A 25,770-nucleotide genomic window follows, 5' to 3' on the forward strand; every position below is an offset into this window, starting at 1 on the left:
GAACCGGAGGCGTCGACGGACGGGCGAGTGGAGGAGCAGCCATGGTGCTGGCCGAACCCGACCTGATCGGGCCGCTGTTGGTGTGTCCGCGCTGCCGCTCGGACCTGGAGTCCGGCTCGGGAGGGCTGCGGTGCTCGGCGCCGGACTGCGCGTACCACGCGTCCCCGGCCTTTCCCGAGACGGCGGGCCGGCCCGTGCTAGTCGACTTCGAGCACAGCGTGGTCGGCCGGGCGGCGGTCGCCTCCCCCGCGCCGGCTCCGTCCGTCCGCCGCGGCGCCGACGCCCTGCCCGCTCCCCTGCGGCGCCTCGTCAAGCCGCCCAACCGGGTCGCCGCCCGCAACATCGACCTGCTGCTGCGCGCCCTGCCGGGCCCGGCGCCGACACTGCTCGTCGTGGGCGGCGCGACGGTCGGGAACGGGGTGGGCGCGGCCTACCGGGACGCGCGCGTGCGGGTGATCGGGTTCGACATCGTCACCAGCCCGGTGACGCAGTTCGTCGCCGACGCCCATCGGATCCCCCTGCGCACGGGCTGCGTCGACGCGGTGCTGGTGCAGGCCGTGCTGGAGCACGTCCTGGACCCCGCGCAGGTGGTCGCCGAGATCCACCGGGTCCTGAAGGACGACGGGCTGGTCTACGCGGAGACACCGTTCCTGCAACAGGTCCACGCCGGCGCCCACGACTTCACCCGCTACACCGCGAGCGGCCACCGCTACCTGTTCCGGCGCTTCGAGGAGCTCGCCGCGGGACCCGTCTCCGGCCCCGGCACCCAGCTGGTGTGGAGCGTCGACCACCTGGTGCGGGGCCTGACCCGCAGCGCCTTCGCGGGGCGTGCGACCCGGGCGGCCCTGTGCTGGCTGCGTGCCCTGGACCGCCTGGTGCCGCCGGACTTCGCACAGGACGACGCGTCGGCGCTGTACTTCCTGGGCCGCAGACGGGACCGGGAGATGACGGAGGCGGAGATCATCGCCTATTACCGGGGGGCACAGGGGTCCTCATGACATCTGGCGCGCCCGCCGGCGCCGGCTCGGCCCGCAGCATCGCCGTCAGGCCGGTGCGGATGTCCGTGGCCGGACGGTAGGCGAAGGCGTCCCGGGCCAGGCTGATGTCGGCGGCCGTACGGCGGGCGTCGCCCGGGCAGGCCGGCCCGGGGACGATCCGTACCGCGGCGCCCAAGCGGCCCAGCAGGTCGATGACTTGACGCAGGGTCACCTCGCTGCCACCGCCCAGGTTGGCGACACCGGTCCAGGGAGAGAGCGCCGCCGCACGCATCGCGGCGACCACGTCCCCGACGTAGGTGAAGTCGCGGCTCTGGCCACCGTCGCCGTACAGCGGGAAGGGACGCCGGCCGGCCGCGGCCGCGACGAGGCGGGCGAAGGCCATGTCGGGCCGCTGACCGGGGCCGTAGACGCTGAAGAGCCGCAGCGAGGCGGCGGGGACGCCGAAGACGGTGCGATAGGTCTCGCACAGCTGTTCCGCGGCGAGCTTGGTGACGCCGTACGGGGAGACCGGCCGGGGGCGCACGGTCTCCGGGGTCGGGTAGGCCTCCGCGTCGCCGTACACGGACGAGCTGGACGCGAAGACCAGGCGCCGCAGTCCGGTGTCCCGCGCCGCTTCCAGTACCCGCTGGGTGACCAGGACGTTGCGTTCCAGATAGACGGCGAACTCAGGTCCCCAGGAACCGCGCACCCCGGGCTGGCCGGCAAGGTGGTAGACCGCGTCGGCCTGTGCGAACAGCGGCCGGACGGGCAGGGCGAGGAGGTCGCCGCGGCGGAAGCTGAACCCCTCCCGGCCGAGCAGCCGGTCGAGGTTGCGCTGTTTGCGGGCGGGGTCGTAGAACTCCGTCAACGCGTCGATCCCGACGACCTCGTCCCCGTGTGACAGCAGGTGGGCGCACAGGTGCGAGCCGATGAACCCGGCCGCGCCCGTCACCACGGCCCGCATCAGGAACCGCCCCCTCGGCACTCCGGGTCCCGGCCCCACGGCGCGCGGAGCAGGTACAGGGCGGTCCGCGCCACGTACCGCACGACGTTCCACGCCGTGGCCCGGCTCAGGAACTCCGCGTCCAGGGCGGTGCGTCGGGGCACCAGCACCTTCAGGTAGTAGTCCTCGGGATCCGGGCAGCCGTCCAGCTGGGCGGCGTAGGCACGTGAGCGGAGCTGGCAGGGGCCGGTGAGGCCGGGGCGGTGGCGGAACACCCACTGGTGTTCGGGCGGGTAGCGGCGCGCGAGGTCCGGGACCTCGGGGCGCGGGCCGACCAGCGTCATGTCGCCGCGCAGGACGTTCCACAGCTGGGGCAGCTCGTCGAGACCGAGCCTGCGCAGCTGCCGCCCCGTGCCCGTCACCCTCGGATCGGCGTCCCCGGTGACCTGAGGTCCCTCGCTGCCGTTGCGCATGCTGCGGAACTTGTAGAACGTGAACTCCTCCCCGCCCGCCCCGATCCGCGCCTGCCGGAACAGCACCGGCGGGCCGGTCGTCACCCGCACCACCAGGGCGAGCAGCGCCAGCAGCGGGGCGAGCAGCAGCAGGAGGGGCACGGCGACGGCGACGTCGAGGACCCGGCGCCCGGGCGCGAGCCGTGCCGCGGGTCCCGGGGACAGTGCCTGGCGGGGCACCCCTTCGATGGTTTCCATGCAGTTCTCCTCCGTTCCTGGCGAAGTCCGTGACGCACGAGCTAACCCTCGGAACACCTCCGGCCCCCCTGACGGAACCAGCGCAGGAACGTCCGGTAGACCGCCAGCGTGGGTCCCAGCTCCGTCCACCGCCCCCGCACCGCGGCGGCGGCCAGGCGGGCGACCGGCTCCACCGACAGGGTCAGCGCCAGCAGCGCCCACGCCCGGGGCGCGGTCCAGTGCCGGAACGCGTACGTGGTGCGGCTGCGCAGCAACAAGTAGTGCCGCCAAGCGCCCAGTTGGGAGGAGCTGACCTGACCCGTGTGGTGGACCCTGGCCTGCTCCACGTAGTAGGAGAGCCAGCCGGCGCGGCGCGCACGCCAGGCGAAGTCGACGTCCTCCAGATACAGGAAGTAGCGCTCGTCGAAGCCGTGCAGTTCCGCGAACACCTTTCGGCGCACCAGGAGGAACGCTCCGATGACCTGATCGACCGGCCTGGAACCGGTCAGCTCCCGGGGCCGGAGGTGGTGCGACGGGAAGAGGCCGGGGGCGAGACGGTCGAGCCCCGTCATCTTGCCGAGGTAGACGCGCAGGGAGGGGAAGCGCGAGCACGAGATCTGCGGGTTCCCCCGGTCGTCCACCATGAGCCCCCCGAAGATCCCGATGCGGTCCCGGGGCGGTGTCCGCAGCACGCGGCCGACGACCGCCAGGCTGTCCGGGTACAGCTCCGTGTCGGGGTTGAGGAAGAGCACCAGGTCGCTGTCGCCCCGGGCGGCGCCCTGGTTGCAGGCGACGGCGAAGCCGCGGTTGCGGGTGTTGCGCACCACGTCGAGCGGGATGTCGGCGGCGGCCAGCCGCGCCGCGGAACCGTCGGTGGAGGCGTTGTCCACGACCACGATCCTGGCCACCCGCAGTTCCGAGCGATCGGCCTGTACGACCGAGCGCAGGCAGTCATGGAGGTGGTGACCGGCGTTCCAGTTCACGATCACGACGTCGACGGCCGGGACGGTCCGCGGTGCCGGGGTCATCAGGGCACCGGTCCCAGTTCCAGGGCCGCCCGCCACGCCGGCAGCCACGCGTCGTAGGAGTACCGCCGGGCGGCGGTCCCCCGGGCGGCCCGGCCGATGCGCTCCCGCTCCGCCGCCGGGCCCTCCATGAGCCCGAGGATCGCCCCGGTCCACTCGTCCTCGGTGCGGGGGGCCGGCATGCCGAACTCCGACAGCAGCCCTGCGTTGACACCCAGCGGGCTGGCGACGGCGGGCAGGCCGGCGGCGGCGTACTGCAGGAGCTTGTACCCGCACTTGCCGAGGCTGTAGGCGTCGGTGGGCAGGGGCATCAGGCCGATGTCCATGCCGGCCGGCGCGCCGCGCTGGCTGTCGGGGCTCCAGGCGATCCGGTCGACGAACGCCTCCAGCTCGCCGAGGCGGGGGGTGGTCGTCCCGACGAGCGTGAGCCGCGCGCCGGTCCGCCGGTGCACCTCCTTGAGCGCTCCGGCGATCAGCAGCAGACACGCCTCGTTGTGAGCCGATCCGATCCATCCCAGCCGCGGCGGGTCGTGGAGGGCGTACGAGGTCTTGGGCGTGTAGTCCTCCGGCGCCACGCAGCTGGGAATCACCACCACGTCCCGCTGGAGCCCGGACGCCCAGTCGGCCAGCACGGCATTGCCCGCGACGACCCGGTCCGCCTGGCGGACGGCCGCCCGGGCCTTCGGGGCCTTCGGCGCGAGCCTGCGCGCGAGACCGCCCTCGCCGCGGTCCCACTGGAGGGCGTCGTCGAAGTCGTACACGGCGAACTCGGCGCTCGCCAGGAGCCTGCGCTCCCACCAGCCGCGGCTGAGCGGAGAGGCCTCCCGGTGCAGCAGCAGTCGCCGCGGCCGGGCGCGGGCGACGGCGGCGAGCCCGAGTTCCGCGCGGGCGAGCGACACCGGGTGCCGTACGAGACGGGAGGGGGCGGCGTCCGGCAGCGAGAGGTAGCTGCCGACGGCGAAGTCCGTGCCGACGCGGTCGAGCCACTCGAAGACACGGACCCGCGAGCTGCCGGCGCCCCGCCCGTAGGGGGTGACGGCGTAGCAGTCCGAGCCGTGATCCACGGATCCTCACCGCCAGTGTGAGCCGAGTCTGCACCATACGACGTGTCTGTAAATATACGACGTATACATACAGCTTAGGCACAGCTCGCGGCGGGGGACAACCGCGCGGTCCTGAAGATCGCCCTAGGAGATCTGGGGGGCGACGTTGGTGAAGGTGTTGCCCGACGTGTTCCCGAGGAAGGAGTTGTAGTTCAGGATCCCCGGAGACAGGTTCGAGAACCGGTTGTCGGTGATGTCGGGCCTGATGCCGTAGTTCAGCTCGACGCCGGCTCCCCCGGCGTCGTGGAACTCGTTTCCCGTGACCGTGACCGTACTGGCGTTGAGCGTTCCGCTGTTGTCGCCGATGATCAGGCACGCGGCGCTGAGTCCGGCACCGCTGACATTGTTGTTCCTGAACACGATGTTCCTGCCGACGCAGTTGAACATGCAGGCCAGAATTCCGTACCGGGAACCGGTGCCGGAAAGGGCCGCACGCGTGATCGTGTTGTATTCGACCAGGATGTCGTCGATCACGTCGGTGACCGCGTTCCGCTCGATGTCGATCGCGCCCGGCATATCGGGCCGCGCCATGTTCGTGAACGTGTTGTGGTGCACATGGACATTGGTCCCGGACGTGACACTGACACCGTTGCGGTTGTCGTTGGCCGCGGTGAACGTGCAGTCGCGGACCTCGATGGTGTGTCCGGTGTTTCCGCCGGAACCGACGTTGATGTAGACGCCGTCGCCGATGATGTTGTAGAAGTCGCAGTCCGTGACCAGGACGTTGCTGTAATTGCCGTGCACTCGCACCTGGTGACGGTGCTGGTTCCAGGTGCCGCCCTGGTTCTGGTTGTTGCCGTCGAACTTCAGGCCGTCGATGGTGACGCCGTTTCCGCCCACGCGAAGTATGCCGTCGTCACTGCTGTCCGTCGTGGACGAATTCGCGGTCCTCAGAATCGCGCCGTTGCCCTCGACATAACACCCGGCCGGTATCAGCAGATCACTGACGGTGTACGTCCGGTCCGACGGAAACCGCAGCCGCTTGCCGGCGGCCGCGTTCGCCGCGAGCTGCGGTGTCGCATAGTCCGTGACCAGGACGACGTCGGTATCCACCACGCTCTTGGCGGGGTGGGGAGGCTTCGCGGCGAGAAGCGGGAGGGCCATCAATCCCAGCATTGATCGGCGGGACAGCGGGCTGGACCTGGAAAAGATGCCCACGGGCAACCTCCTGAACGAATTGCGGCCGGGGTCTACGAGCCTCGGAGCATATGGCGACAACCCGAACACCGGAACTCCCGAAACTTTCACGCCCTCGCGGCACAGCGCGATTCCGGCTGAATCACCGTGCCGGGACTGCCGATTGACAGGGAATGTGGCGTCGACCACAGCGGCACCGGGTCGATGTCTTTGTCAGTTGTTCTCCGGGCTGCCGGCGGCGCCCGACGGGCCTGCCGCCGGCAGCCGTAGCCCGCGAAAGGACGCCCTGGCCGGATGGAAGGCGCGGCGGCCGTCCGGAGCCGCCAGCTCCGCGGAGACGGTGTCGGGGTCGACACTCGCCCCCACGGCATTGAAGTACCGGTCGTCGACCGCGGAGTGCCACGCGTGCCGGAAGCCGGTGTCGGCGACCGGATGCCCCAGGAGCTGCGCGAACAGGGGGTAGCGGAGTTCGTCGTTGCCGAGGTCGGGGGGATCGGCCGCCGCGTAGTCGTGCAGGAAGGCCCGGGGAAAGCAGGGCCCGACGCCGAGACAGCCGTACGGGGTCCCGTCGTAGCCGAAGGCGGTGCGGGCGTAGCCCAGCAGCTCGCGCCACTCCCGCGCCTCGTCCCGCCCGGCGAGCCAGCGCCAGTCCCCGCCGATCACGCTCAGGGGCGTCAGGGCGGTCAGACCGACGGCTTCGGGCGGTACGGAGGCGTAGAGCCGGTCGAGCGGTTCCGTGAGCAGCAGGTCCCACTCGACGAGATGCAGCACGTCGAAGGAGAGCCGGTGACCTTGCTCGCGGTACCAGTCCAGCAGGACCAGATCGCCGTTCTTCCAGTTCCAGTGGCCGTCGCGAGGGGAGCAGTAGAGGGTGTCGAGTCCGAGCAGTCGTCTGCCGGTCGCCCTGCAGGCCGCTTCGCGCACCCCGCCCCCACCCCCGAAGATGCCGTGCACGCTCACACCGGGGTTGAGCCGGCGCAGGAGTCCGACGCGGACCCGGCTGATCAAGGGGTCGCGATGGAAGCGGAAGACGGCCACCCGCTCGATGGACATAGGGCAATTTTAGGCATACAGGACAGTATGAACATTTCGCCCTAGAATCGGATCGTGGACGACTCCCCCGCCCCGCTTCCGGGCGTCGCGTTCTACACGGTCGCCGACCAGCGGTTCTTCCCGGGGCTGGTGGCACTGCTCAACTCCCTGCGACTGACGGGCCACACCGAGCCCCTGATCGTCGTGGACATCGGTCTGTCGCCCGGGCAACGGGAGCTGCTCGCGGACCACGTCACCCTCGTGGAACCGCCCTCGCCCGACATGCCCGCGGTGTTCCTCGCCCCCTACGGCCCCCGGCAGTGCCCTGCGGAGGTGGCGGTCCTCATCGACGCGGACATCATCGTCACCCGGCCGCTGACGGAGATCACGCAGGCGGCGGGGCAGGGGCGGATCGCGGCGTTCGTCGACTGCCTGCCCAACAGCAACCGCTTCCACCCCGAGTGGGAGACCACCCTCGGCCTCGGCCCGCTGTACCGCAGGCCCTATCTGAACGCGGGCTTCCTGGCCTATCCGCACACGCTGACCGACCGCCTGCTGCCGCCGTGGACGCAGGGGCAGCAGACCATCGGCATCGCGCACAGCAGATACGGCAGTGCCACGCTCGACGACCCCTTCTACTTCGCCGACCAGGACGTGCTCAACGCGGTGCTGTCGGCCCGGTTCGAGACCGGTGAACTGCTCGTCCTCGACCACCGGTTGGCCCCGCATCCGCCGTTCCCGGGCCTGACGCTGGCCGACCGGCACCGCCTGACGTGCCGTTACGGCGACGGCACCGAGCCCTTCCTGCTCCATCACGTCCTGGCCAAGCCATGGCTCAAGGCCACCCGGGACACGCTCTACTCCACCCTCATGACGCGGTTGCTCCTGGAACCCGATGTCGCCCTTCCGCTGGACCCGCCCAGCCTGCCGCTCCGGCTGCGGGAGGGCCGGGCGGCCGCGCTCGACCGTCGCCGGGCCGACGCGGTGACCTTCGTCCACGACCACGGCCGCCGCCAGCTCGGCCGGTTCGGCATCAGGACGCGGCTGGCCCGTTGGCGTTCACGGCAAGCCGCGCGCTGAACCCCGCATGGGTGCCGGGCGGCCGCGCGGTGAGGACGAGGCTCTCTCGGGCAGCGAGCTGAGACGACGGGCCAAGGCGGGCGTCTTCGTCGTCAGCACCCGCGGCCTGGTGATCCTTCTGCTGGGGTTCGCCGGGAACGTGGTCGTGGCCCGGCTGCTCGACCCCCACGACTTCGGTGTGGTCGCCATCGGCATGTCCTTCGTGCTGTTCGCCGGGCTCGTCTCCGACGGCGGCCTCGGCGCCGGGCTCATCCGGCGCGAGGAGCCCCCGACCCGGCAGGAACTCGGTGCCCTGAGCGCGCTGCAACTGGGCGTGACCCTGGCGATGGCCGCTCTCGCCGCGGCGCTGGCGGTCCCGCTCGGCCGGGTCGCCTCGGTCACCGCCGTCATGGTCGCCTCCATGCCGCTGGTCGCCCTGCAGTTCCCGGGCCGCATCCTGCTGGAGAGGTCCCTTCGCTACCGGCGGCTGGTGGCGGTGGAGATGTCCCAGGTGCTGTGCTACCAGGCATGGGCGATCGGCACCGTGGCGGCCGGGTTCGGCGTGTGGGGGCTCGCGACCGCGACCGTGGTCCGCGCGCTGGCCGGAGCGGTGGTGATGGCGTTCGTGTGTCCCGCCGGACTGGTGCGGCCCCTGCCGACGTTCCGGCTCGTCCGACCGCTCGTGGGGTTCGGCCTGCGGTTCCAGGCGGTCAACGCGACCTGGCTGCTGCGCGACCAGGTCCTCAACGTGTGCGTCGCGTCCTTCGGCGGGGTCGCGCAGCTCGGCCTGTGGGCCCTCGCCAAACGGCTGATGGAGGTGCCGTACCTGATTCTGCAGTCGCTGTGGCGGGTCTCGTTCCCCACGATGTCCCGGCTGGCCGCCGACGAGGTGCGCACGACGCGCCTGGTCCAGCAGGCCCTCGACATCACCACGGTCGGGATGGGTTTCGTCCTGACCGCCCTCGCGGGGTCGGCGCCGGGGCTGGTGCCCGGCCTCTTCGGACCCCAGTGGCGGGACGCCGCCGCGGTCGTCCCCGGCGCCTGTCTGGGACTGGCCGTGGGCGGGGCGGTCTCGGTGGCCACCCAGGGATACCTCTACGCGCTCGGCGACGCGCGCACCGTGCTGCGGGCGAGCCTCCTCCAGGCGGTGACCTGGTTCGCCGTCACCCTGCCGCTGCTCGTGCCGCTCGGTGTGGCGTCCGTGGGCCTGGGCTGGTTCGCGGGCGCGGTCGTCGAGGCGCTGGTGCTCGGCCGGGCCACCACCCGAAGGATCCCGGTCCGGCTGTTGCGCCCGCTGCTCGCCCCGGTCCTCGTCGGGACGGGCTCGTCGGCACTGGGCTGGGCGGTGTCCGTACGGGGCGGCGGCACCCTGTGGTCGGGCCTGGCCGGCGGCGGCTGTTCCGCGGTGCTCTTCGCCGTCGGCATGACCGTCGCGGACCGGCGGCTGGTGCGTCGGACGTGCGGTTTCGCCGCCAGCTCGGTACGTGCCGCGCTCTCCCGCGACCGGGAGGAGGACGGCGGGTGAGCGCCGGAGCGGCCCGGAACCCGAGCGACGCCGGGCCCCGGGGCCTGTCACGGCTTGACGGCGATCCGCCCCTCGTCCATCCGCAGCAACAGCAGCCGTTCACCGGTCTTTCGCAGGAACTCGTCCACCGCCTCGCGTGAGCCCTGCCAGGTGCCGTAGTCGTCGATGAGCAGCACGCCGCCGGAGACCAGACGCGGATACAGGTGCTCCAGTTCGTGCCGGGTGGAGGTGTACCAGTCCGTGTCCAGGCGCAGGATCGCGATCCGCTCGGGCGCCCGGTCGGGCACGGTCTCCTCGACCAGGCCCTGCACGTAGTGGATCCGCTCCTTCGGGTACGGGATGCGCGCGAAGGCGGACCTGACATCCTCAAGGCTCGCCACGGCCCGGATCAGACTGTCCGGGTCCGAGTCCGCGAGCAGGCGGTCGGCCGGCTCGCCGTCGTGTCTGCGGTCGTGCCCGGTCGGCGGCGGCATGCCCTCGAACGTGTCGAACAGGTACAGGTCGCGGTCGGTGACGCCGAGCGAGAGAAGGGTGCGCGCCACGGCGTGCATGCTGCCGCCGCGCCAGACCCCGCACTCCAGTACCGCGCCCGGGACGCGGTGGCGTACGACGTAACGGGTCGCCAGGATCAGCGCGTTGACCCGCTCGGGAGGCGTCATGGAGTACGGCCGGACCGCCGTGATCACCGCTTTCGCCTCTTCGTCGTAGTCGGCGGGGTAGTCGGGCACGGCCGACCGGGACACCCGGTGGACCTCGAACCCCGTGACGCGTCGCAGTCTCGCGTTCACCGCTCCTGTCCATGACATGACGTCAGATCCTTCCGCGGGAGGACAGCGCGGGCGGGAACTCCTCGGACGCGCGGACCAGCGTGGTGGCGAGGCCGATGGAGAGGTAGAAGAGCACCCGAAGGACCGTGCCCTCGAAGCTCGACTCGACCGCGAAGACGAAGAGTTGGGCGACGAGCGTGAAGCCGACGACCCGGGCCACCGCGCTCGTGCGCCACCGGGAGAAGAAGAACACGGCCGTCCCGATCAGCACGGCCGAGACGAAGAGGCCCAGCGGGACACCGAAGTACACCATCTGCTGGAGATAGGTGTTGTGGACCCGCGCCAGGAACCACATCCCCTCGGGCGCCGCTCCCCCGCCGTAGCCGAGAACCGGCCGGTCCGCGATCTTCTCGATCGCGTCGACGGCGAACTGCGAGCGGATGAAGACGTTGACCAGGCTGAAGCGGCTGGCCAGCAGCGTGTCCGGCACCAGCCGGTACAGCAGCGCCACACCGGCGGCGGCCAGCGCGACGACGGCGAGGACCTTCCCGGCCACCCGGCCGCCGGCGTGCTGTCTCCTCAACAGGCCTCCCAGGCCCGCGAGTACCGCTGCCGTCACCAGTCCGAGGATCACCCCGCGGGAGAGCGTGCAGACGACCGCGACGAGCGTGACACAGCCGGCCAGGGTGCACCGCCGGTCGTGCCGCACATGGCCCCAGTACAGGAGGAGGGGGACGAAGAAGGCCAGCACGGTGGCGAGGTTGTTCGAGGGCCCCAGGGCGGGGTGGGAGAGCCTGGTGTAGTACGAGAGATACCGGTCGGAATCGGGGGGCAGCCCGGTCTCCTCGGGACCGAAGCCGGGGACCCTCAGCAGGAGGAGTACGGCGGGAACGACGAGCAGACAGCTGTAGCGCCTGATGTACGTCATGACCCGGCCGGGCGAGGCCCCGCTCAGCTCCCGCACGACGAAGAGGTAGGCGACGATGCCCTCCGCGTACACGAGCGCGGCACGGAACGTCGCGCCCCGGTCCTGCGTCCACAGCATCGACATGCCGCAGATGACGGCCGGGATGCACAGCAGGGCGAAGAGTTTCGGGTAGCCGACGTCCGGCGGCCTGAAGGCCAGGTCCACGAACAGGGTGATCGCGACGACGCCCAGCAGAATGTCCAGCACCGAGACCGAGTTGATCCCCGGCACGGAACTGGCCAGGCGCATCGGCATCGCGGCCGCGATCAGGACCAGCATCAGCAGGACGCGGGGGCGGGCGCCGGGGCCCACCCCGGTGTCGTGCCGGGCGGGAGCCCGTGCGGTCGTCATGACCTGCCCCCGCTCCGCTTCCCGCGCCCGCTCACCGGGGTTCCGCCTTCGACGCGCCCCGGGGCCCGGCACCGTTTCCCGGGGACCACTCGGCCGTGTGGGACCGGCCGTGGTCCTCGCGCCGGACCTGGCGCCCGTCCAGGCGGGTGGGGGCCGAGACGGCCGACACGTACGGCCTGCTGCGCCGTCCGCGCTCCCCGCTGAGCACGGTGCCCAGGATCTTGACGCCGACCGAGCGCAGGCGCTGGACGCACTGCACGAGGTCCGGCATCCGGGTCGCCATGGCCTCGGTCACGAGGATCACCTGGCCCACGGCACGGGCCACGGTCGTCGCGTCGCTCCGGGTCAGCACGGGGGGTGCCACGAGGATCACGGCATCGGCCCGTCGCATGAGCCGCCTGCACAGTTCGGCGACGTCCGCCTTCCGCAGCGGTGCGGCCTCGGTCCCGGGCTCCGTCCCGCTCCCGGCGAGCATGCGCAGGGGCACGTCCTCACGCCACGCCCGCAGCGCGTCCTCCAGGCCGGCACTGCCCTCCAGGACGTCCGCGAGGGACCAGGGCGACGACAGGCCGAGGAGGTCGGCCAGTCGTCCCCGGGAGCTCTGGGCGTCGACCACGATCGTCGGCGTGCCGCTCTCGGCCAGGGCGATCGCCAGTCCGGCGGCGACGGCGGCCGCCTCGTCCTCGCGGACGGGTGACGTCACCACGTACGCCCGTGGTCCGGGGCCGCGGCCGGCGATCTCGGTGGTCAGGGCCAGCCACCGGTAGGCCTGGGCCTGCGTCGGGGATCCGGGCAGTCCGGACCGGAACTCCCTGTCCCGGTTGCGCCCGCCCCGGGGCAGGACACCGAGGACGTCGACGTCCGTGCCCTGCTCCAGATCCTGGACGTCACGGATCCGGGTGTCCGTGACCTCGCGGACGACCGCCCAGAGCAGTCCGAGCAGGAGGCCCGCGGCGAGGCCGAGGACGATGTCGAAGCTCTTGTGCGGGGACACCGGGTGGTCGAGGAGCTGGACGGGATCCAGCGTTCTGACGTTGATCACCGGCGCCTGCCCGGCGCCCTGCTGCCCGGAGTTCTCGGCGGACGAGACGATTCTCGAGAACGCCGGTCCCAGCGCCTGCGCGATGTCCTGCGCCCGCTGGGCCGAACGGTCCTTGACCGTGACGTCGATGACCGCCGTGTCGGTCGGGTTGCTCGCCGTGATGTGGCTCTTCATGTGCTCGACCGAGTACGGCAGCCCCAGTTGGTCAGTGAGCTGACGCAGTACCGCCTGGCCGGTCAGCAGCGTCGTGTAGGACTTGGCGCGCTGCTGGGACAGGAGCGCGCCCTGGTAGGCCTGGCTCGAATCCTCGCCGGGGGCGGTGACGGTCACCAGCATCTGGGCCTTGGCCGCGTAGACCGGCGGCTGCGACTGGGCCACCGCCGCGCCGGCGGCCGCGCCCAGGAGCGTGAACAGGAGGATCGCCACCCAGTGGAAGCGCAGCAGGCGGCGGTAGGCTTTCAGGTCCATGTCCGGTCCCTGGGCAGAGGGGGATCACCGCTGAGCAGATGTTCCAGCGGACGCAGGGTCTCGTCCCAGCTCAGGCGCTCGGCCTGGGCGTAGGCCTCGTCGCTGGCACGCCGCCACCGCCCTTCGTCGCTCAGGTCCTCGACGACGGAGCGGAACGTCTCCTCGGTGTAGACCACCGAGCCCCGCAGCAGGTCGAGGTGGCGCCGCCAGGAGGGGACGAGCACGGGCAGCCCGTACGACAGGTAGTGGACGTGCTTGGAGGAGAACCCGTCCCGGCGCAACTGGTCCTCGCTGCACGTGACCAGTCCCAGCTGGTAGGTGCGCAGCACGTCGATCGAGGGCGCGTAGCCGAGGTAGTTGAGTCCGAGCGCGGGGTCCGGCGGGGGGCCGCCGTACACGTCGATGCGGGGGTACAGCCGGGACAGGCGGGACAGCAGGGCCGGGTTGTTGAAACCGGCGGTCACGTTGCCGAGGTAGACGACGCGCGGCGGGGTGGCGAAGTCCGCCCGCCGCGGTGCGGGGACACAGCCGAAGTTGAGTGACATCAGGTTGTGCCCGCTGATCCGGTAGTGCTCGACGGCGTAGCGCGCGTACGAGTCCCAGTGCAGGGCCAGGTGGTCGACGCCCTCGAAGATCGCCGTCTCCAGCCTGCGCAGCTTCCGGTGCTGCCGGTCCGTCACCCTGCCGTCGAAGTACACCTCGTCGGCCCAGGGGGCGGGGGCGTCGTAGAGCGTGCGGGCCGACCTGGCCTCGGCCAGCACTCCGGCGTCGTAGATGGTCTCGCAGATCACCAGGTCGTAGTCGTCGAGCGGCAGCGTGCGCTTGAGGATGGCGCGGCGCAGCCGGTGATCCGCCAGGAGGAGGTAGTAGGAGAGGTGGCTCCGCCCGAACCGCCAGCGCCGGGTCAGGACGGCCGCCGTCGCCTCGGTCGCGTAGAGGGCCGCCTTGCGGGGGCTCGGTGCGGGGAGTCGGCCCGCGAACCGTCCCGGGGCGCGGCTGGACCGGCTCAGGTGATAGGTGTCGACGAGGCGCACGTCGTGGCCCAGTTGCCGCAGGAAGCGCTGGATCTCGACGGGCTTCACGCCGTTGGCGTAGGCGTCGAGCTGGCAGATGACGAGGACGTGCTTCGTTCCTGTCGCCCTCGTGGGCACGCTGGTCAACGGATTACCTCCTCGCGGTGGCGGGTTCCTCTCCCGGTGGACGGCCGGCTTCGGCGGCACGGGTCTGCGCGCGCAGCGCCGGCTTGTCGAGGATCAGCACGTACTGGCCGCGGATCATGTCGGACCGGATGATCGGCGCGGTGGCGAAACGGGTGTCCGCGCCGCTCAGATGGCGCAGGCCGAGGGCGAGGTTGCGCAGGTCCCCGTTGGACATCCGGTCGTCGACGCTCACCGCGCGCGTGATCGCGTCGAGCATCCGGTCGGTGCCGAGCGGGTCGGTGATGCTGATGTCGGCGCGGATCCGGCCGACCAGGCTCTGGAGGAACTGCTGCTGGTGCTTGATGCGGTCCAGTTCGCCGCCCGGCAGACCGTGTCGCTGGCGGACGTAGGCCAGGGCCTGTTCGCCGTTCAGGACGTGGGTGCCGGCGGGGAAGTGGCGGTTCTGCTCCGGGTCGTAGGTGTCGCGCGGGATGGTCACGGGGACGCCGCCGACGGCGTCGGTGAGGGAGCGGAAACCGTGCCAGTCGATGACACCGAAGTGGTCGACGCGGGTGCCGGTGAGGCGCTCCACGGTCTGGATGAGCAGGGGTGGTCCGCCCCAGGAGAAGGCGGCGTTGATCTTCGCCGAGCCGTGGCCGGGGATCGCCACCCAGCTGTCCCGGGGGATGGACAGGGTGTAGGCGCTGTTCTCGTCGTGGCCGAGGTGCACCAGCATCAGCGTGTCGCTGCGCTGCGCCCCGTACTTCCACAGCTGGGCGGTGGCGTCGCTGCCGGTGGTCGGGCGCGGGGAGCGGCTGTCGACGCCGGCCAGCAGGAAGGTCGTACCGCCGTCGTGTCCCGTGGACTCGGGCGGGCGGGGGCCCTTGGGGAAGGCGTCGGGGATGCGGGCGACCTGGTCGCCGTAGTGGTCGGTGGCCCACCAGATGCCACCGGCGCCGAGGCCGAGCAGGGCGAGGACGGTGACGAGGGCGAGCACCAGGATGCGGCGCAGCCGGCGGCGGCGGCGCCGGACCTGTGGTCTCGGCTCCCAGTTCGGCCATCCCCGGCGCGCGGACATCAGAAGTCGTCCGGGTACGGATCGGCCAGCCCGGCCTGCGGCTCGGGTGTCGGGGCCGGGGCGGGGAAGCCGGGCAGGAGGTCGGTGAGGATGCGGCGCAGCTCGTCGGTGTCGTTGCTGTCGGCGGCGGCGTACAGCTTGGGCAGGCGCCGGGTGAGGTCGGCGGAGCGTTCGTCCGTGGAGGTGGCGGCGAGGATGCCCGGGTGCGAGGTGCGGGTGTGGTCCTCCCGGGTGGAGAACAGCGTCTCGTTGAGCTTCTCGCCGGGGCGCAGTCCGGTGTAGCGGATGTCCACGTCGGGGACGTGCAGGGAGTTGGCGTAGCCGCGGACGAGGTCGACGATCCGCACGGGGCCGTTCATGTCCAGTACGAACACCTCGTCGCCGCGGGCCATGTGTGCCGCTTCGAGGACCAGTCCGACGGCCTCCTCGACGGTCATGAAGAAGCGGGTCGCCTCGGGGTGGGTGACGGTCACCGGGGAGCCCGCTCCCAGTTGCTGGGCCACGACGGAGAGCAGGGAGCCACGGCTGCCCAGCACGTTGCCGAAGCGGACGGCGGCGAACACCGTCCCGGGTGGGGCGTTCTGCTGGGCGCGGTGCACGATCAGCTCGGCCAGTCGTTTCGTGGCGCCCAGCACCGACACCGGGTCGGCCGCCTTGTCCGTCGAGATCAGCACGAACCGCGCGGTGCCGACGGCCGCGGCGGCCCTGACCAGGTTCTCGGTGCCGCGCACGTTCGTCTTCACGCCCTCGCAGGGGTGGAGTTCGAGGAGCGGCAGGTGTTTGTGCGCGGCCGCGTGGAAGACCACCTCGGGGCGCAGCTGGTGGAAGATCTGGTCGATCCGGGGGCGGTCGCGGATGTCCGAGATGACGATGTCGTCGGTGTGCAGGGCGTCGCCGTGCAGCTCCAGTTCGAGCCGGTGCAGGTTGGACTCGTCGTGGTCGAGGAGGAAGAGACGGCTCGGGCCGAACGCGCGGACCTGGTGGCACAGTTCGCTGCCGATCGAGCCGCCGGCCCCGGTGACCAGGACACGTCGTCCGGCGATCGTGGCGCCCGCCTCGGGACTGACCACATGCATCTCGGCGCGGCCGATCAGCGCGCGCACGTCCAGTTCCCGCATGTCGTCGCCGACCACGTCGCGGCGGAGCGCGGCGATGAACGACGGCAGGTACCGCACACGGGCCCCCGCGGCCTCGGCGGCCCGCGCCACCTGGCGGAACCGGGTCGGGGCCAGGCCGGGAACGGCCACGATCACCGCTTCGGCCCGGTGCAGCGACACCGCGGTCCCGGTGTCCTCCAGTGTGCCCAGGACCGGCAGGCCGCCGACGGAGCCCGCCCGGCGCTTGGCCGGATCGTCGTCCAGGAAGCCGACGGGCTGGAGTCCGTACTGCGGAGTGCGGGCGAGGTCCCGGGCCAGTGCCCGCCCGGCCTCACCGGCTCCGATGACCAGGGTGCGCAGACCGGTGGGGCGGCGGGAGCCGGCCGCGTGCCGTGAGAGCTGGGCGCAGACCCGGCTCACCGAGCGCTCGGTGAGGTGCGGGTACAGGGGCAGGGAGAGCAGTTGCGGGAAGAGCGTGTCGGCGCCCGGCAGTCCGCCGGCCGGGATGATCGAGGCGCGTCGGAAGTACGGCATGTGGTGCAGCGGGATGAAGTGGACCGATGTGCCGATGCCCTGTTCGGCCAGCCGCTCGACGAGTTCGTCGCGGCCCGTCCCGTAGGAGTCCAGTACCCGGACGACCTGGAGATGGCGGGCGTGCCGGCCGGGTGCCGTGGTGTGCAGCGGTTCGAGTCCCGGTACGGCCTCCAGTGCCGCCGCGTACTGCTCTGCCAGGGCCTGCCGTCGTTCCTGCCAGTCGTCCAGGTGGCGCAGTTGGGCCCGTCCGATGGCGGCTTGCAGGTCCGTCATGTTGGCCTTGAGGCCGGCCTCGTCGACGGTGTAGCGCCAGCTGCCGCCGGGCAGTGTGCGCCGCCAGGCGTCGGCGGACATGCCGTGCAGCCGGGCGCGGCGGATCCGGTCGGCGAGCAGCTGATCGTCGGTGGTGACCATGCCGCCCTCGCCGATCGGCAGGTTCTTGGTGGCGTAGAAGCTGAAGCAGGTCGCCCGTGACACGCTGCCCACGGCCCGTTCTCCCACCGTGGCGCCCAGGGCGTGCGCGGCGTCCTCGATCACCTCGGCGAGGGAGAGGCCGGCCGCCTCGGCCAGTTCGGCGACGGGTGCGGGGGCCCCGGTGTAGTGCAGGACCATCATCGCCCCCGGGCGCCCGCAGGCCGCGGTCGCGGCGGCGACGGTGGCGGGCGTCGCCGTCCCGGTGCCGGGGTCGACGTCGACGAGGACGGGCCGCAGTCCGGCGTGCAGGATCGCCTGGGCCGCTCCGCAGAAGGTCAGCGCCGGGATCAGGACGGGCGTGCCGGCCGGGAGCCCGAGGGCGCGCAGCGCCAGTTCGAGCGCGGCCGTGCAGGAACTCACCGCGACGGCGTGTGCGGCCGACACGTAGTCCGCGAAGTCGTCCTCGAAGCGTTCGGTCTCGTGGCCGGTCGTGACCCAGCCCGAGGAGAGCACCCGCTGCGCGGCGCGCCGGGCCTCCGGGCTGATCCAGGTCGTGGCGAAGGGCACGTCCCGCTCGTCGAGGAGGTCCGTGTCGGGCCCGGTGGCGGAGAGGCGGTGCTGAGGGGGCCAGGGGTGGTCCACGGGCTCCTGCCGGGCTCGCAGCCGATGGACGGTCATCTCGTACTCCCCACTTCTGGCTCTCCCGGGGGACGGTGCTCCGAGCGGGCTCTCGCGCCCTGGGCACCCAGCAGCGTATGTTTACGCCGTATACGTACACCTTGCCCCCGGTCATGCGTACAGTCAACACAAGCGGAATCACGGCGCGTACCGACCGACTGGAGGCGAGGCATGGCCGGTGAGAGGCCCGAGGCGCGGAGCGGGGACCCCCGGACGGCCGGACCGGCACGCCGGGCCGCCGACCGGGGCCGTTACGGCCGGCTCAGCCGGGCTCGGGTGCTGGCCAGCGCCTTGGAGCTGGTGGACCGGGAAGGGCTGTCGGCGCTGAGCATGCGCCGGCTGGGGGCGGAGCTGGGCGTGGAGGCGATGGCGCTCTACCGGTACGCGGAGGGCAAGGACGCCCTGCTGGACGGGCTGGTCGAGGCGCTGTACCTGGAGTTGGAGGAGCGGCTGGCCGGGCAGGCGGAGGCATCGTCCTGGCGTGCCGAGCTCCAGCGTGTCGCGCGGGCGACCTACGAGGTGTGTCTCGCCCACCCTCAGGCGGTCCCGCTGCTCACGACGCGGATGCTGGCGGTCCCGCTGGCCCGTCGCCCGCTCGCGGTGCTGAGGAACCACGAGCGGGTGCTGACGCTGCTCACCGGCGCCGGGTTCGACGACGCTGCCGTCGTCGGCCTCTTCCGGGCTTTCAACTCATGGCTGATCGGCTACGTCTCCGAGGAGTTGCGGCCGATGGTGGACAACCCCGACGAGGAGGAACCGGCGTTCCGCCTGGGCCTGCACCGCATGCCGGCCCACGAGTTGCCCGTCCTGCGGGGCGTGGCCGCCGCACTCGCCGAGCGCGGCGGAACCGAGGGACTGGCGACCGGGCTGGACGCTCTGCTCGACCGCCTCGCCGCAACGGGGTGAACCCGCCCGGCCACCCTCAGCCCGCACGACCCCGACAGCCTCAGCCCACCGCGTCCAACCGCTCCCGCTGCTCCCCCGTGAGCTCCAAGTCCACCGCCGCCAGGTTCTCCTCCAGCTGCGCCACGGACGACACCCCGGCGAGGGGGACGACAGGCAGACCGCTGCCGATCTGCCAGGCCAGGACCACCTGGTTGACGGTCGCGCCCGTCTCCTTCGCCACCTCGGCCAGGACCTTCAGGCGGGGCGGGGTGCCCGGGTGGTCGAAGTCCGCGGGGAGGCGGTCCGGGTGGGTGTAGGCGCCCTTGAGGAGCGGTGAGTACGCGACCAGGGTGAGGGCGGGCTCGGCGCGCAGGTAGCTCAGCAGGTCCGCGCCCGCGTGGCCGAGGCTGCCGTCGGGGAACAAGGGCTCCGGGACGTCGGTGCGGGGGCGCAGATGGCTGTGGGCGTACTGGAGGACCTCGTAGGCGGGCAGACCGGCCGCAGCGGCCAGGGCTCGGGCCCGTTCCACCCGCCACACCGCGTGGTTGCTCACACCCAGCAGGCCCACCGTGCCCTCGGCGACCAGTTCGGCGAACCCCTCCACCGTTTCCTGGAGCGGGACCTCGTGGTCCTCTATGTGCGCGTAGAGGAGGTCCAGCTTGGCCACGCCGAGGCGTTCCCGGCTGCGTTCCGCGGACTCGCGGATCACCTTGGCCGACAGGCCCTCCGCGTTGTCGACGTAGCTCGTGCCGGGGGCCAGGGGGCGGGCGCCGAGCTTCGTGGCGATGACGATCTCGTCGCCGATGCCGCGGCTGCGCCGCCACCGGCCGAGCAGTTCCTCGCTCTGGCCGCCCTGGCCGCCGTCCTCCCAGAAGGCGTAGTTGTCGGAGGTGTCGATGAAGTTGCCGCCGGCCTCGACATAGCGGTCGAGGACGGCGAAGGAGGTCTCCTCGTCGGTCCGTGAGCCGAAGAGCATCGCGCCGAGCGCGAGCACACTGACCTCTCGGCGGGTGGCCGGGTCGGTGCCGATGGTGCGGTACTTCATGATGATGTCCTCCCGTATGCACCCCTCTTCGGGGCACACACGGCAGTCTTCATCTTGAAGCGCACTTCAAGTCAAGGGCCCGCGTGCTCACTTGGCGAACGGGCCTTCCAGTGCGGCCCATTGGAGCAGCATGATGGTCTTGGCGTCGGCGATCTCGCCGGTCCGGATCATCTCCAGGGCTCTCGGGAAGGGCAGTTCGACGATCTCGATGTCCTCGCCCTCTTCGTCGAGCCCGCCGCCCTCGTGGGTGCGGGTCGAGGAGGCGTACTCGGCCGCGTAGAAGCTGACCCGCTCGGTGACCGAACCCGGGCTCATGTAGACGTCGAAGACGTGGTGGACCTCGCCGATGGTGTGCCCGGTCTCCTCGACGACCTCGCGCCGTACCGCGATCTCGGGGTGCTCGTCATCGTCGTCGAGCAGTCCGCCCGGGGTCTCGATCAGCAGGCCGTCGGGGTGCCCGTTGACATAGACGGGGTAGCGGAACTGGCGGGTGAGCAGGACGGTTTCGCGTTCCGTGTCGTACAGCAGCATGGTGGCGCCGTTGCCGCGGTCGTGGGTCTCGCGCTCCTGGGTGCTCCAGGTCCCGTCGGCGCGCCGGAGGTCGAAGGTCGTGGCCCGCTCGACATACCAGTGGCTGGACAGCAGTTTCACCTCGCGGACCCTGACGCGCGGGTTGCGGGTGAGGTCCAGGCCGGTGCGGTCGAGTCTGGTGCGGCCCCGGCGGTCGGGGAGGTCGGCGCCCTCGGTCATCGGACACCCGCCGGGCGGGAGGAGAACGGGGAGCAGCGGTCGTGGTGCGAGTTGGTCATGCCCCGCTTCTACCATCCGGGCGCGCGCCGCGTCGCGTACGCCACCTCTTCCCCGGTGGCCCCGGCGCTGCTTAGCGTGCAGCCATGGATCATCCGCGGCGGCCGTCCGTACGGCACTTCGACCACTGCCCCTGGCTCTTCGCCGCCGAGGCGACCGAGGAACAGCGTGCCGCGCAACGGCAGGTGCAGCGGGCGGTCGGCGGCGACACCGGGATCGGCGAACGGTGTTACGTCGCCGAGTCCGCGGCGGTGTTCCCGGACCGGCTGCGGCTCGGCGACGACTCGTACATCGCCGCGCACGCCTATGTCACCGGGGAGCTGAGCACGGGCTCCCACTGCACGCTCAACCCCTTCACCACGGTGCGCGGGAACGTCGTACTGGGCACCGGCGTCCGCATCGGCGCCCACACCTCGCTGCTCGGCTTCAACCACTCCATGGCACCCGACCGGCCCGTCTTCCGCCAGCCGCTCACCAGCCGGGGCATCCGGGTCGGGGACGACGTCTGGATCGGCTCGCACGTGATCGTCGTGGACGGCGTCACCGTCGGCGACCACTGTGTGATCGGAGCGGGAGCGGTGGTCACACGGGATCTGCCGGCATGGTCGGTGGCGGCGGGGAATCCGGCCCGGGTCCTGCGGGACCGGCGGGAGACGCGGACGGCCGGGGGCCCGCAGGCCGTGACGACAGGGGCAGGGACACGGCCGGACGGCGCCCACCGGACGGAGGCAGCCGCGCCGGCCGGGAGCGACTCGGCGCGGGCACCGCTGGAACGGGGGGAGGCGCGCGCGGCCGGACCCGCGGAGGCGGCCACTCTTCGGCAGCGGACACCGTCACGAGGGGGTCCTGGTCCTGTGCCCGTCCTCGGCCCGGACCCCGGCGCACGCGGCCTGACCGTCTTCGCCGACACCGCCCGGGCCCAGGTGGGCGAGCTCCTCGACCGTTGCTGGGACGGGGAGCGCTACGTCGACCGGCCCGGTGCCGTGCCCACCGTGCGGGCCCACTGCGACGCCGTGGAGATCGCCGATCTGCTGCTCGGGGCCGTGCCGGAGCAGCTGTCCGCCGGGGAGCACATCCGGCGGCTGAGCGGGCTCCAGGATCCGGCCAGCGGTCTCGTGCCGGAGTTCGGTGAACCGCTTCCGGTGGCGGACACCGACGGGTTCATCGGCGAGGGCGCGGCGCTCTATCACGTGCTGTGCGTGGGGTACGCCCTTGATCTGCTGGGCCCCGGCTTTCCTCATCCGGTGCGTGGTGTACGGGACATGACGGGACGTCAACTCGTCGAGCGACTGCAGGCGTTGCCCTGGCGTACGGGGGCGTGGGGTGCCGGTGCCTGGGTCGACAGCCTCGCCACCGCTGTCCATTGGAACCTGCGGCACGGTGACGGCGGGTCCGGGGCGCCGGAGTCGCTGTTCGGCTGGTTGCTGACCCGGGTCGATCCATGGACCGGGATGTGGGGCAGCCCGTCGGCCGAGGAGGGCCGGCTCCAGGTGGTCAACGGGTTCTACCGGCTGACGCGGGGATCGTTCGCACAGTTCGGTCTGCCGGTGCCTCATCCGGAACGGGTCGTGGACGCGGTCCTGGACCACGCGCGCGACGCCCGGCATTTCGGTCCGGGGCGGGAGAACGCCTGCAATGTGCTCGACGTCGCCCATCCGCTGTGGCTGTGCACCCAGCAGCTCGGCGGCCGTGCCGGTGACGGCTACCGGTCCGGCGAGATCCGCGACTGGGCCGAGCGGCAGCTGGCCGGGGTGCTGCCGCGCTGGCAGGACGGCCGGGGCTGCGGCTTCGGTCCTGGCGCCGCGGGACCGGGCCCCGAGCCCGGGCTCCAGGGCACCGAGATGTGGCTGGCCATCGTCTGGTACCTGGCCGACCTGCTGGGCCGCTCCGCCGAGCTCGGCTACCGCCCCCGCGGCATCCACCGCCCCGAACCGGCCCGGCAGGGGATCGAGGGGCCTGGGTGAGAAGGCCGCCGGTGCGGCAGTCCTCGCCTTGGAGCGCCCGGCGTCCTCTCCGTACGGAGCGCCTCCCGCCACGGACCGAGCCGCTTCCTTACCGGTACCGGGGCGGGAGCCGTCCGGACCTTCGCAGCCAAGTCGCCGCCGGCCCCGTAAAGGTTGCCGCCGCGACACGCCGATTTACGAAAAGGGCCCCCGCGGGCTCTCGCCCGCGAAGACCCTTCGCACCGTCGGGACGACAGGATTTGAACCTGCGACCCCTTGACCCCCAGTCAAGTGCGCTACCAAGCTGCGCCACGTCCCGGTGCGCTGCCCCGCGGTGGACCGCGGGAACGCGCGTACCGAACTTTACCCCACGTCGGGGGCCGGACCGAAGCCCGCGCCGGGCGCGGCACAATCGACGTATGGCCAGTACATCCTCAGGACGGCAGACGGGCGCGCGGGACCGCGACAGCGAGGGACGGGCCCGCAACGCCCGGCCGCGGGACGGGCTCGGACGGCCGCTCCCCTATGGCGCCGACGGCGTCGCGCGGCAGCCGGAGGGGGTGCTGCGCACCCCGCGGGAGACGGTGGCCGAGGCTCAGGAACTGCTGGACGCGGGGCGCCCGTTCCATGCGCACGAGGTCTTCGAGGACGCCTGGAAGGCGGGTCCCGACGAGGAACGGGCCCTGTGGCGGGGGCTCGCCCAGCTGGCGGTGGGGCTGACCCACGCGGCCCGCGGGAACATCACGGGCGGCGCGAGGCTGCTGCGGCGCGGCGCCGGGGCCGTGGAGGAGTGGGCCGCGTCGGCCGCCGGGCGGGGGCAGCCGTACGGGCTGGACCTGGCCGGGCTCACCGAGTGGGCACGGCAGCTGGCGGAGGAGGTGGAGCGGACCGGAGCGGCGGTGGACGCACAGGTCCGCGGGCCTCGGCTGCGGGGGTGACGGGAGGGCAGGGTGGGCGCCGCGGGGCAGCTCCGGGCGCGATGCCCGGACGCGGTGCCGTCGCTGTCAGTGGCGTGGGGCAGACTCGGGGTGTGCGAAAGATTCATGTCATCGGTATCGGCGCGGGCGACCCCGAGCAGCTCACCCTCCAGGCGGTCAGGGCGCTGCGGAGCACGGACGTGTTCTTCGTCCTGGACAAGGGCGAGGTGAAGAGCGATCTCACGCAGCTGCGCCGGGACATGCTGGACGCACACATACCGGAGGGGTCCTACCGGGTGGTGGAGGCCCGGGACCCGGAGCGGGACCGCGGTGCGGGCGGCTCCGCCTACTCCCCCGCCGTCGGCGACTGGCGCAGCGCCCGCGCCGACATCTACGAGCGGCTGATCGCCGAGGAGCTGGGCGATCAGGAGAGCGGCGCGTTCCTGGTGTGGGGGGATCCGGCGCTGTACGACAGCACCCTCGGCATCCTGGAGGAGATCCTGGAGCGCGGCTCGGTGTCCTTCGAGTACGACGTCGTGCCCGGCATCAGCAGTGTGTCGGCGCTGGTGGCACGGCATCGCACCGGCCTGAACCGGGTCGCGCGGCCCGTGCAGATCACCACCGGGCGGCGCCTGGCCGAGGGGTTTCCGGAGGGTGTGGACGACGTGGTGGTGATGCTCGACGCCCACCAGGCGTTCCGGGCGTACGCCGACCAGGACATCGACATCTACTGGGGCGCCTACATCGGCACCCCGGACGAGATCCTCGCCTCCGGTCCGATCGCCGAGGCCGCGCCCCGGATCGAGCGGTTGCGGGCCGAGGCCAGGGAGCGCAAGGGCTGGATCATGGACACGTATCTGCTGCGCCGCCGTCCGCGGCAGCGGTAGGCACCGGGAGGGCGGCGGGCACCCGGGCGGACCGCCCCGCATGCACGGATGGTCCAGCGAGGTGGAACTGCACACCCGGGTGGTCGGCCATGCCGGCCTCGGCATGATCGCCGCGCGCCGCCGGCTGCCGCCCCAGGTGCTGCTGCCGGTCTTCGACCGCATGGTCGACGAAGGCTTCCTGACCCGCGACGGCCATCTCCTCTCGCACACCCGGGCGGGTGCGCGAGAGGCCCGGGTCATCGGCGAGGCGTGGGGCTCCTGGCTGGCGGAGCGGGTCCAGCAGGACCTCGGCCGCCCGTCGGACGCGGATCTGCGGGCCGCGGTGGACACGATCGCCAAGCGCCTCCTGGTGGAGGACCTCAACAGCGGACTGCCGCAGCGGACACGGGAGTTGACGGGCAGCGCGGCCGCCTGAAAAGCGGGGCCGTGGTCCGCGTGCGGGCTCCGTCATCGCGGGGTGAGGTCGAGCCACCTCTGTACTCCCGCCACGTCCGGCACCGCCGTCACCCCGTCCGGGAGGGCCGGTCGGCGTACGACCACCACGGGCAGGGCCAGCTCGCGGGCGGCCGTGAGTTTGGCGGACGTGGCCGCTGCCCCGCTGTCCTTGGTGACCAGGACGTCGATGCGGTGCTCGTGGAGGAGCGCCGACTCGTCGGCCACCGTGAACGGGCCGCGGGCCAGGAGGACTTCGGTGTGCGGGGGCAGGGGCGGCTCGGGCAGCTCCACCGACCGTACGACGAAGTGCAGTGCGGTGAGAGGGGCGAAGGCGGCGAGCTCCATGCGGCCGGTGGTCAGGAACACCCGCCGGCCGAGGCCCGGCAGCAACCGGGCGGCCTCGTCGAGGGAGTCGACCGGATGCCAGCGGTCCCCCGGTCCGGGCCGCCAGCCCGGGCGGCGCAGCACCACCGAGGGCACACCGGTCGCCGCGGCCGCCCGGGCCGCGTGGGCGGTGATCGCGCGGGCGAAGGGATGCGTGGCGTCGACCAGTGCGTCGACCTGCTCCTCCCGCAGCCAGTCGGCCAGCCCCTCCGCCCCGCCGAACCCTCCGACCCGGACCTCCCCCGCCACCGCGCCCGGCCGGGTCACCCGCCCCGCGAGGGAGGTGGTGACGCGCCACCCCGGCCGCGACGCGAGCGCGGCGGCCAGTTCGCGGGCCTCGGTGGTGCCGCCGAGGATGAGGATGTGCGGGGACATGGCGGGAAGCGTACGAGGTCCCAGGCGCGAGACGGCACGGCGGGTGGGCGACTGCGGCCGACGGCCG

22 protein-coding genes, 1 tRNA gene and 1 pseudogene are annotated in these 25,770 nt (G+C 72.3%); 8 read left to right on the forward strand and 16 right to left on the reverse strand.

Annotation, left to right across the window (positions count from 1 at the left end; translation table 11 throughout):
- Positions 1-41 precede the first annotated feature (41 nt).
- Entirely contained in the window at positions 42-998 is a 957-nt protein-coding gene (locus AQI94_RS14925) for a class I SAM-dependent methyltransferase (RefSeq protein ID WP_062229759.1), read from the forward strand.
- Here AQI94_RS14925 and AQI94_RS14930 read toward each other — a convergent pair.
- The 6 genes from AQI94_RS14930 to AQI94_RS14955 all read right to left on the reverse strand — a co-directional run bounded on the left by AQI94_RS14930 (position 961) and on the right by AQI94_RS14955 (position 6,927).
- Positions 961-1,941 (reverse strand): NAD-dependent epimerase/dehydratase family protein, encoded by a 981-nt coding sequence (locus AQI94_RS14930; RefSeq protein WP_063760215.1) that lies wholly within the window; start codon positions 1,939-1,941, stop codon positions 961-963. The two genes, AQI94_RS14925 and AQI94_RS14930, sit on opposite strands and share 38 nt — an antisense overlap.
- The gene (locus AQI94_RS14935; RefSeq protein WP_051832942.1) at positions 1,941-2,630 is read right to left on the reverse strand and encodes a sugar transferase; all 690 of its coding nucleotides are present in this window, start codon (positions 2,628-2,630) and stop codon (positions 1,941-1,943) included. The genes AQI94_RS14930 and AQI94_RS14935 overlap by 1 nt, the downstream gene beginning before the upstream one ends.
- Before the next feature lie 41 nt (positions 2,631-2,671).
- Positions 2,672-3,637, reverse strand: coding sequence for a glycosyltransferase family 2 protein (locus tag AQI94_RS14940; RefSeq protein WP_051832944.1), 966 nt, complete (start codon positions 3,635-3,637; stop codon positions 2,672-2,674).
- Positions 3,637-4,698: a glycosyltransferase gene (locus AQI94_RS14945; RefSeq protein ID WP_051832946.1), complete on the reverse strand. Its 1,062-nt coding sequence runs from the start codon at positions 4,696-4,698 to the stop codon at positions 3,637-3,639. Before AQI94_RS14945 ends, AQI94_RS14940 begins: the two co-directional genes overlap by 1 nt.
- A 123-nt stretch (positions 4,699-4,821) precedes the next feature.
- Positions 4,822-6,063, reverse strand: a complete 1,242-nt coding sequence (locus AQI94_RS14950) for a right-handed parallel beta-helix repeat-containing protein (RefSeq protein ID WP_159050636.1) — start codon at positions 6,061-6,063, stop codon at positions 4,822-4,824.
- Between the two features lie 24 nt (positions 6,064-6,087).
- Entirely contained in the window at positions 6,088-6,927 is an 840-nt protein-coding gene (locus tag AQI94_RS14955; RefSeq protein ID WP_031059141.1) for a hypothetical protein, read from the reverse strand.
- A gap of 54 nt (positions 6,928-6,981) precedes the next feature.
- On the opposite strand from AQI94_RS14955, the gene AQI94_RS14960 reads away from it, so the two are divergent.
- Together AQI94_RS14960 and AQI94_RS14965 are read left to right on the forward strand one after the other, a co-directional pair.
- Entirely contained in the window at positions 6,982-7,986 is a 1,005-nt protein-coding gene (locus AQI94_RS14960; protein ID WP_031059143.1) for a glycosyltransferase family protein, read from the forward strand.
- A 7-nt stretch (positions 7,987-7,993) separates the two neighbouring features.
- Complete coding sequence (locus AQI94_RS14965; protein ID WP_031059145.1) at positions 7,994-9,490, forward strand: oligosaccharide flippase family protein; 1,497 nt, start codon at positions 7,994-7,996, stop codon at positions 9,488-9,490.
- A 47-nt stretch (positions 9,491-9,537) separates the two neighbouring features.
- Here the strand turns inward: AQI94_RS14965 and AQI94_RS14970 are convergent, their stop codons facing one another.
- From AQI94_RS14970 to AQI94_RS14995, 6 genes are read right to left on the reverse strand one after another with little or no spacing between them, the layout of a single operon-like run.
- On the reverse strand, positions 9,538-10,296 hold the full coding sequence (locus AQI94_RS14970) for a TylF/MycF/NovP-related O-methyltransferase (protein WP_031059148.1): 759 nt from the start codon (positions 10,294-10,296) through the stop codon (positions 9,538-9,540).
- A gap of 4 nt (positions 10,297-10,300) precedes the next feature.
- Positions 10,301-11,575 carry an O-antigen ligase family protein gene (locus tag AQI94_RS14975; protein ID WP_031059151.1) on the reverse strand — a complete coding sequence of 425 codons (1,275 nt, stop codon included), beginning with the start codon at positions 11,573-11,575 and terminating at the stop codon, positions 10,301-10,303.
- Positions 11,576-11,606: 31 nt separating this feature from the next.
- Positions 11,607-13,085 (reverse strand): Wzz/FepE/Etk N-terminal domain-containing protein, encoded by a 1,479-nt coding sequence (locus tag AQI94_RS14980; RefSeq protein WP_031059153.1) that lies wholly within the window; start codon positions 13,083-13,085, stop codon positions 11,607-11,609.
- Entirely contained in the window at positions 13,076-14,245 is a 1,170-nt protein-coding gene (locus tag AQI94_RS14985) for a glycosyltransferase family protein (RefSeq protein ID WP_051832948.1), read from the reverse strand. The genes AQI94_RS14980 and AQI94_RS14985 overlap by 10 nt, the downstream gene beginning before the upstream one ends.
- Before the next feature lie 4 nt (positions 14,246-14,249).
- Positions 14,250-15,302, reverse strand: a complete 1,053-nt coding sequence (locus AQI94_RS14990; protein WP_078902971.1) for an LCP family protein — start codon at positions 15,300-15,302, stop codon at positions 14,250-14,252.
- Entirely contained in the window at positions 15,302-18,025 is a 2,724-nt protein-coding gene (locus tag AQI94_RS14995) for a DegT/DnrJ/EryC1/StrS family aminotransferase (protein WP_031059159.1), read from the reverse strand. Before AQI94_RS14995 ends, AQI94_RS14990 begins: the two co-directional genes overlap by 1 nt.
- 171 nt (positions 18,026-18,196) lie before the next feature.
- Here AQI94_RS14995 and AQI94_RS15000 point away from each other — a divergent pair, with 171 nt between their 5' ends.
- Positions 18,197-18,931 carry a TetR/AcrR family transcriptional regulator gene (locus AQI94_RS15000; protein WP_037945301.1) on the forward strand — a complete coding sequence of 245 codons (735 nt, stop codon included), beginning with the start codon at positions 18,197-18,199 and terminating at the stop codon, positions 18,929-18,931.
- Positions 18,932-18,971: 40 nt separating this feature from the next.
- Here the strand turns inward: AQI94_RS15000 and AQI94_RS15005 are convergent, their stop codons facing one another.
- Entirely contained in the window at positions 18,972-19,955 is a 984-nt protein-coding gene (locus AQI94_RS15005; protein WP_031059163.1) for an aldo/keto reductase, read from the reverse strand.
- Positions 19,956-20,042: 87 nt separating this feature from the next.
- Positions 20,043-20,705, reverse strand: coding sequence for an NUDIX domain-containing protein (locus AQI94_RS15010; protein ID WP_031059164.1), 663 nt, complete (start codon positions 20,703-20,705; stop codon positions 20,043-20,045).
- Positions 20,706-20,848: 143 nt separating this feature from the next.
- Between AQI94_RS15010 and AQI94_RS15015 the strand changes: the two genes are divergently transcribed.
- Entirely contained in the window at positions 20,849-22,726 is a 1,878-nt protein-coding gene (locus AQI94_RS15015) for an acyltransferase (protein WP_031059166.1), read from the forward strand.
- A gap of 224 nt (positions 22,727-22,950) precedes the next feature.
- On the opposite strand, the gene AQI94_RS15020 is transcribed toward AQI94_RS15015, so the two are convergent.
- Positions 22,951-23,024, reverse strand: a tRNA-Pro gene (locus tag AQI94_RS15020).
- A gap of 100 nt (positions 23,025-23,124) precedes the next feature.
- Here AQI94_RS15020 and AQI94_RS15025 point away from each other — a divergent pair.
- From AQI94_RS15025 to AQI94_RS15035, 3 genes and pseudogenes are all read left to right on the forward strand, one after another.
- On the forward strand, positions 23,125-23,643 hold the full coding sequence (locus AQI94_RS15025; protein ID WP_062229760.1) for a DUF309 domain-containing protein: 519 nt from the start codon (positions 23,125-23,127) through the stop codon (positions 23,641-23,643).
- Positions 23,644-23,735: 92 nt separating this feature from the next.
- A complete protein-coding gene (cobF, locus tag AQI94_RS15030) occupies positions 23,736-24,509 on the forward strand; it encodes a precorrin-6A synthase (deacetylating) (protein WP_031053814.1) in 774 nt (257 codons plus the stop codon).
- A 58-nt stretch (positions 24,510-24,567) separates the two neighbouring features.
- Positions 24,568-24,924 (forward strand): annotated as a pseudogene (locus AQI94_RS15035) (MFS transporter); the annotation flags it as partial.
- Positions 24,925-24,956: 32 nt separating this feature from the next.
- On the opposite strand, the gene AQI94_RS15040 reads toward AQI94_RS15035, so the two are convergent.
- Complete coding sequence (locus tag AQI94_RS15040; RefSeq protein ID WP_062229761.1) at positions 24,957-25,703, reverse strand: cobalt-precorrin-6A reductase; 747 nt, start codon at positions 25,701-25,703, stop codon at positions 24,957-24,959.
- Between the last annotated feature and the right edge of the window lie 67 nt (positions 25,704-25,770).

Source organism: Streptomyces pseudovenezuelae (assembly GCF_001513955.1).
Lineage (GTDB): Bacteria > Actinomycetota > Actinomycetes > Streptomycetales > Streptomycetaceae > Streptomyces > Streptomyces pseudovenezuelae.

Bases quoted from the DNA above. Each gene is read 5' to 3' on its own strand.
- AQI94_RS15005 (WP_031059163.1), bottom strand. From the start codon at position 19,955: ATGAAGTACCGCACCATCGGCACCGACCCGGCCACCCGCCGAGAGGTC.
- AQI94_RS14965 (WP_031059145.1), top strand. From the start codon at position 7,994: ATGGGTGCCGGGCGGCCGCGCGGTGAGGACGAGGCTCTCTCGGGCAGC.
- AQI94_RS15010 (WP_031059164.1), bottom strand. From the start codon at position 20,705: ATGACCGAGGGCGCCGACCTCCCCGACCGCCGGGGCCGCACCAGACTC.
- AQI94_RS14970 (WP_031059148.1), bottom strand. From the start codon at position 10,296: ATGTCATGGACAGGAGCGGTGAACGCGAGACTGCGACGCGTCACGGGG.
- AQI94_RS15000 (WP_037945301.1), top strand. From the start codon at position 18,197: ATGGCCGGTGAGAGGCCCGAGGCGCGGAGCGGGGACCCCCGGACGGCC.
- AQI94_RS14955 (WP_031059141.1), bottom strand. From the start codon at position 6,927: ATGTCCATCGAGCGGGTGGCCGTCTTCCGCTTCCATCGCGACCCCTTG.
- AQI94_RS14990 (WP_078902971.1), bottom strand. From the start codon at position 15,302: ATGTCCGCGCGCCGGGGATGGCCGAACTGGGAGCCGAGACCACAGGTC.
- AQI94_RS15040 (WP_062229761.1), bottom strand. From the start codon at position 25,703: ATGTCCCCGCACATCCTCATCCTCGGCGGCACCACCGAGGCCCGCGAA.
- AQI94_RS15025 (WP_062229760.1), top strand. From the start codon at position 23,125: ATGGCCAGTACATCCTCAGGACGGCAGACGGGCGCGCGGGACCGCGAC.
- AQI94_RS14925 (WP_062229759.1), top strand. From the start codon at position 42: ATGGTGCTGGCCGAACCCGACCTGATCGGGCCGCTGTTGGTGTGTCCG.
- AQI94_RS14995 (WP_031059159.1), bottom strand. From the start codon at position 18,025: ATGACCGTCCATCGGCTGCGAGCCCGGCAGGAGCCCGTGGACCACCCC.
- AQI94_RS15015 (WP_031059166.1), top strand. From the start codon at position 20,849: ATGGATCATCCGCGGCGGCCGTCCGTACGGCACTTCGACCACTGCCCC.
- AQI94_RS14935 (WP_051832942.1), bottom strand. From the start codon at position 2,630: ATGGAAACCATCGAAGGGGTGCCCCGCCAGGCACTGTCCCCGGGACCC.
- AQI94_RS14975 (WP_031059151.1), bottom strand. From the start codon at position 11,575: ATGACGACCGCACGGGCTCCCGCCCGGCACGACACCGGGGTGGGCCCC.
- AQI94_RS14980 (WP_031059153.1), bottom strand. From the start codon at position 13,085: ATGGACCTGAAAGCCTACCGCCGCCTGCTGCGCTTCCACTGGGTGGCG.
- AQI94_RS14930 (WP_063760215.1), bottom strand. From the start codon at position 1,941: ATGCGGGCCGTGGTGACGGGCGCGGCCGGGTTCATCGGCTCGCACCTG.
- AQI94_RS14940 (WP_051832944.1), bottom strand. From the start codon at position 3,637: ATGACCCCGGCACCGCGGACCGTCCCGGCCGTCGACGTCGTGATCGTG.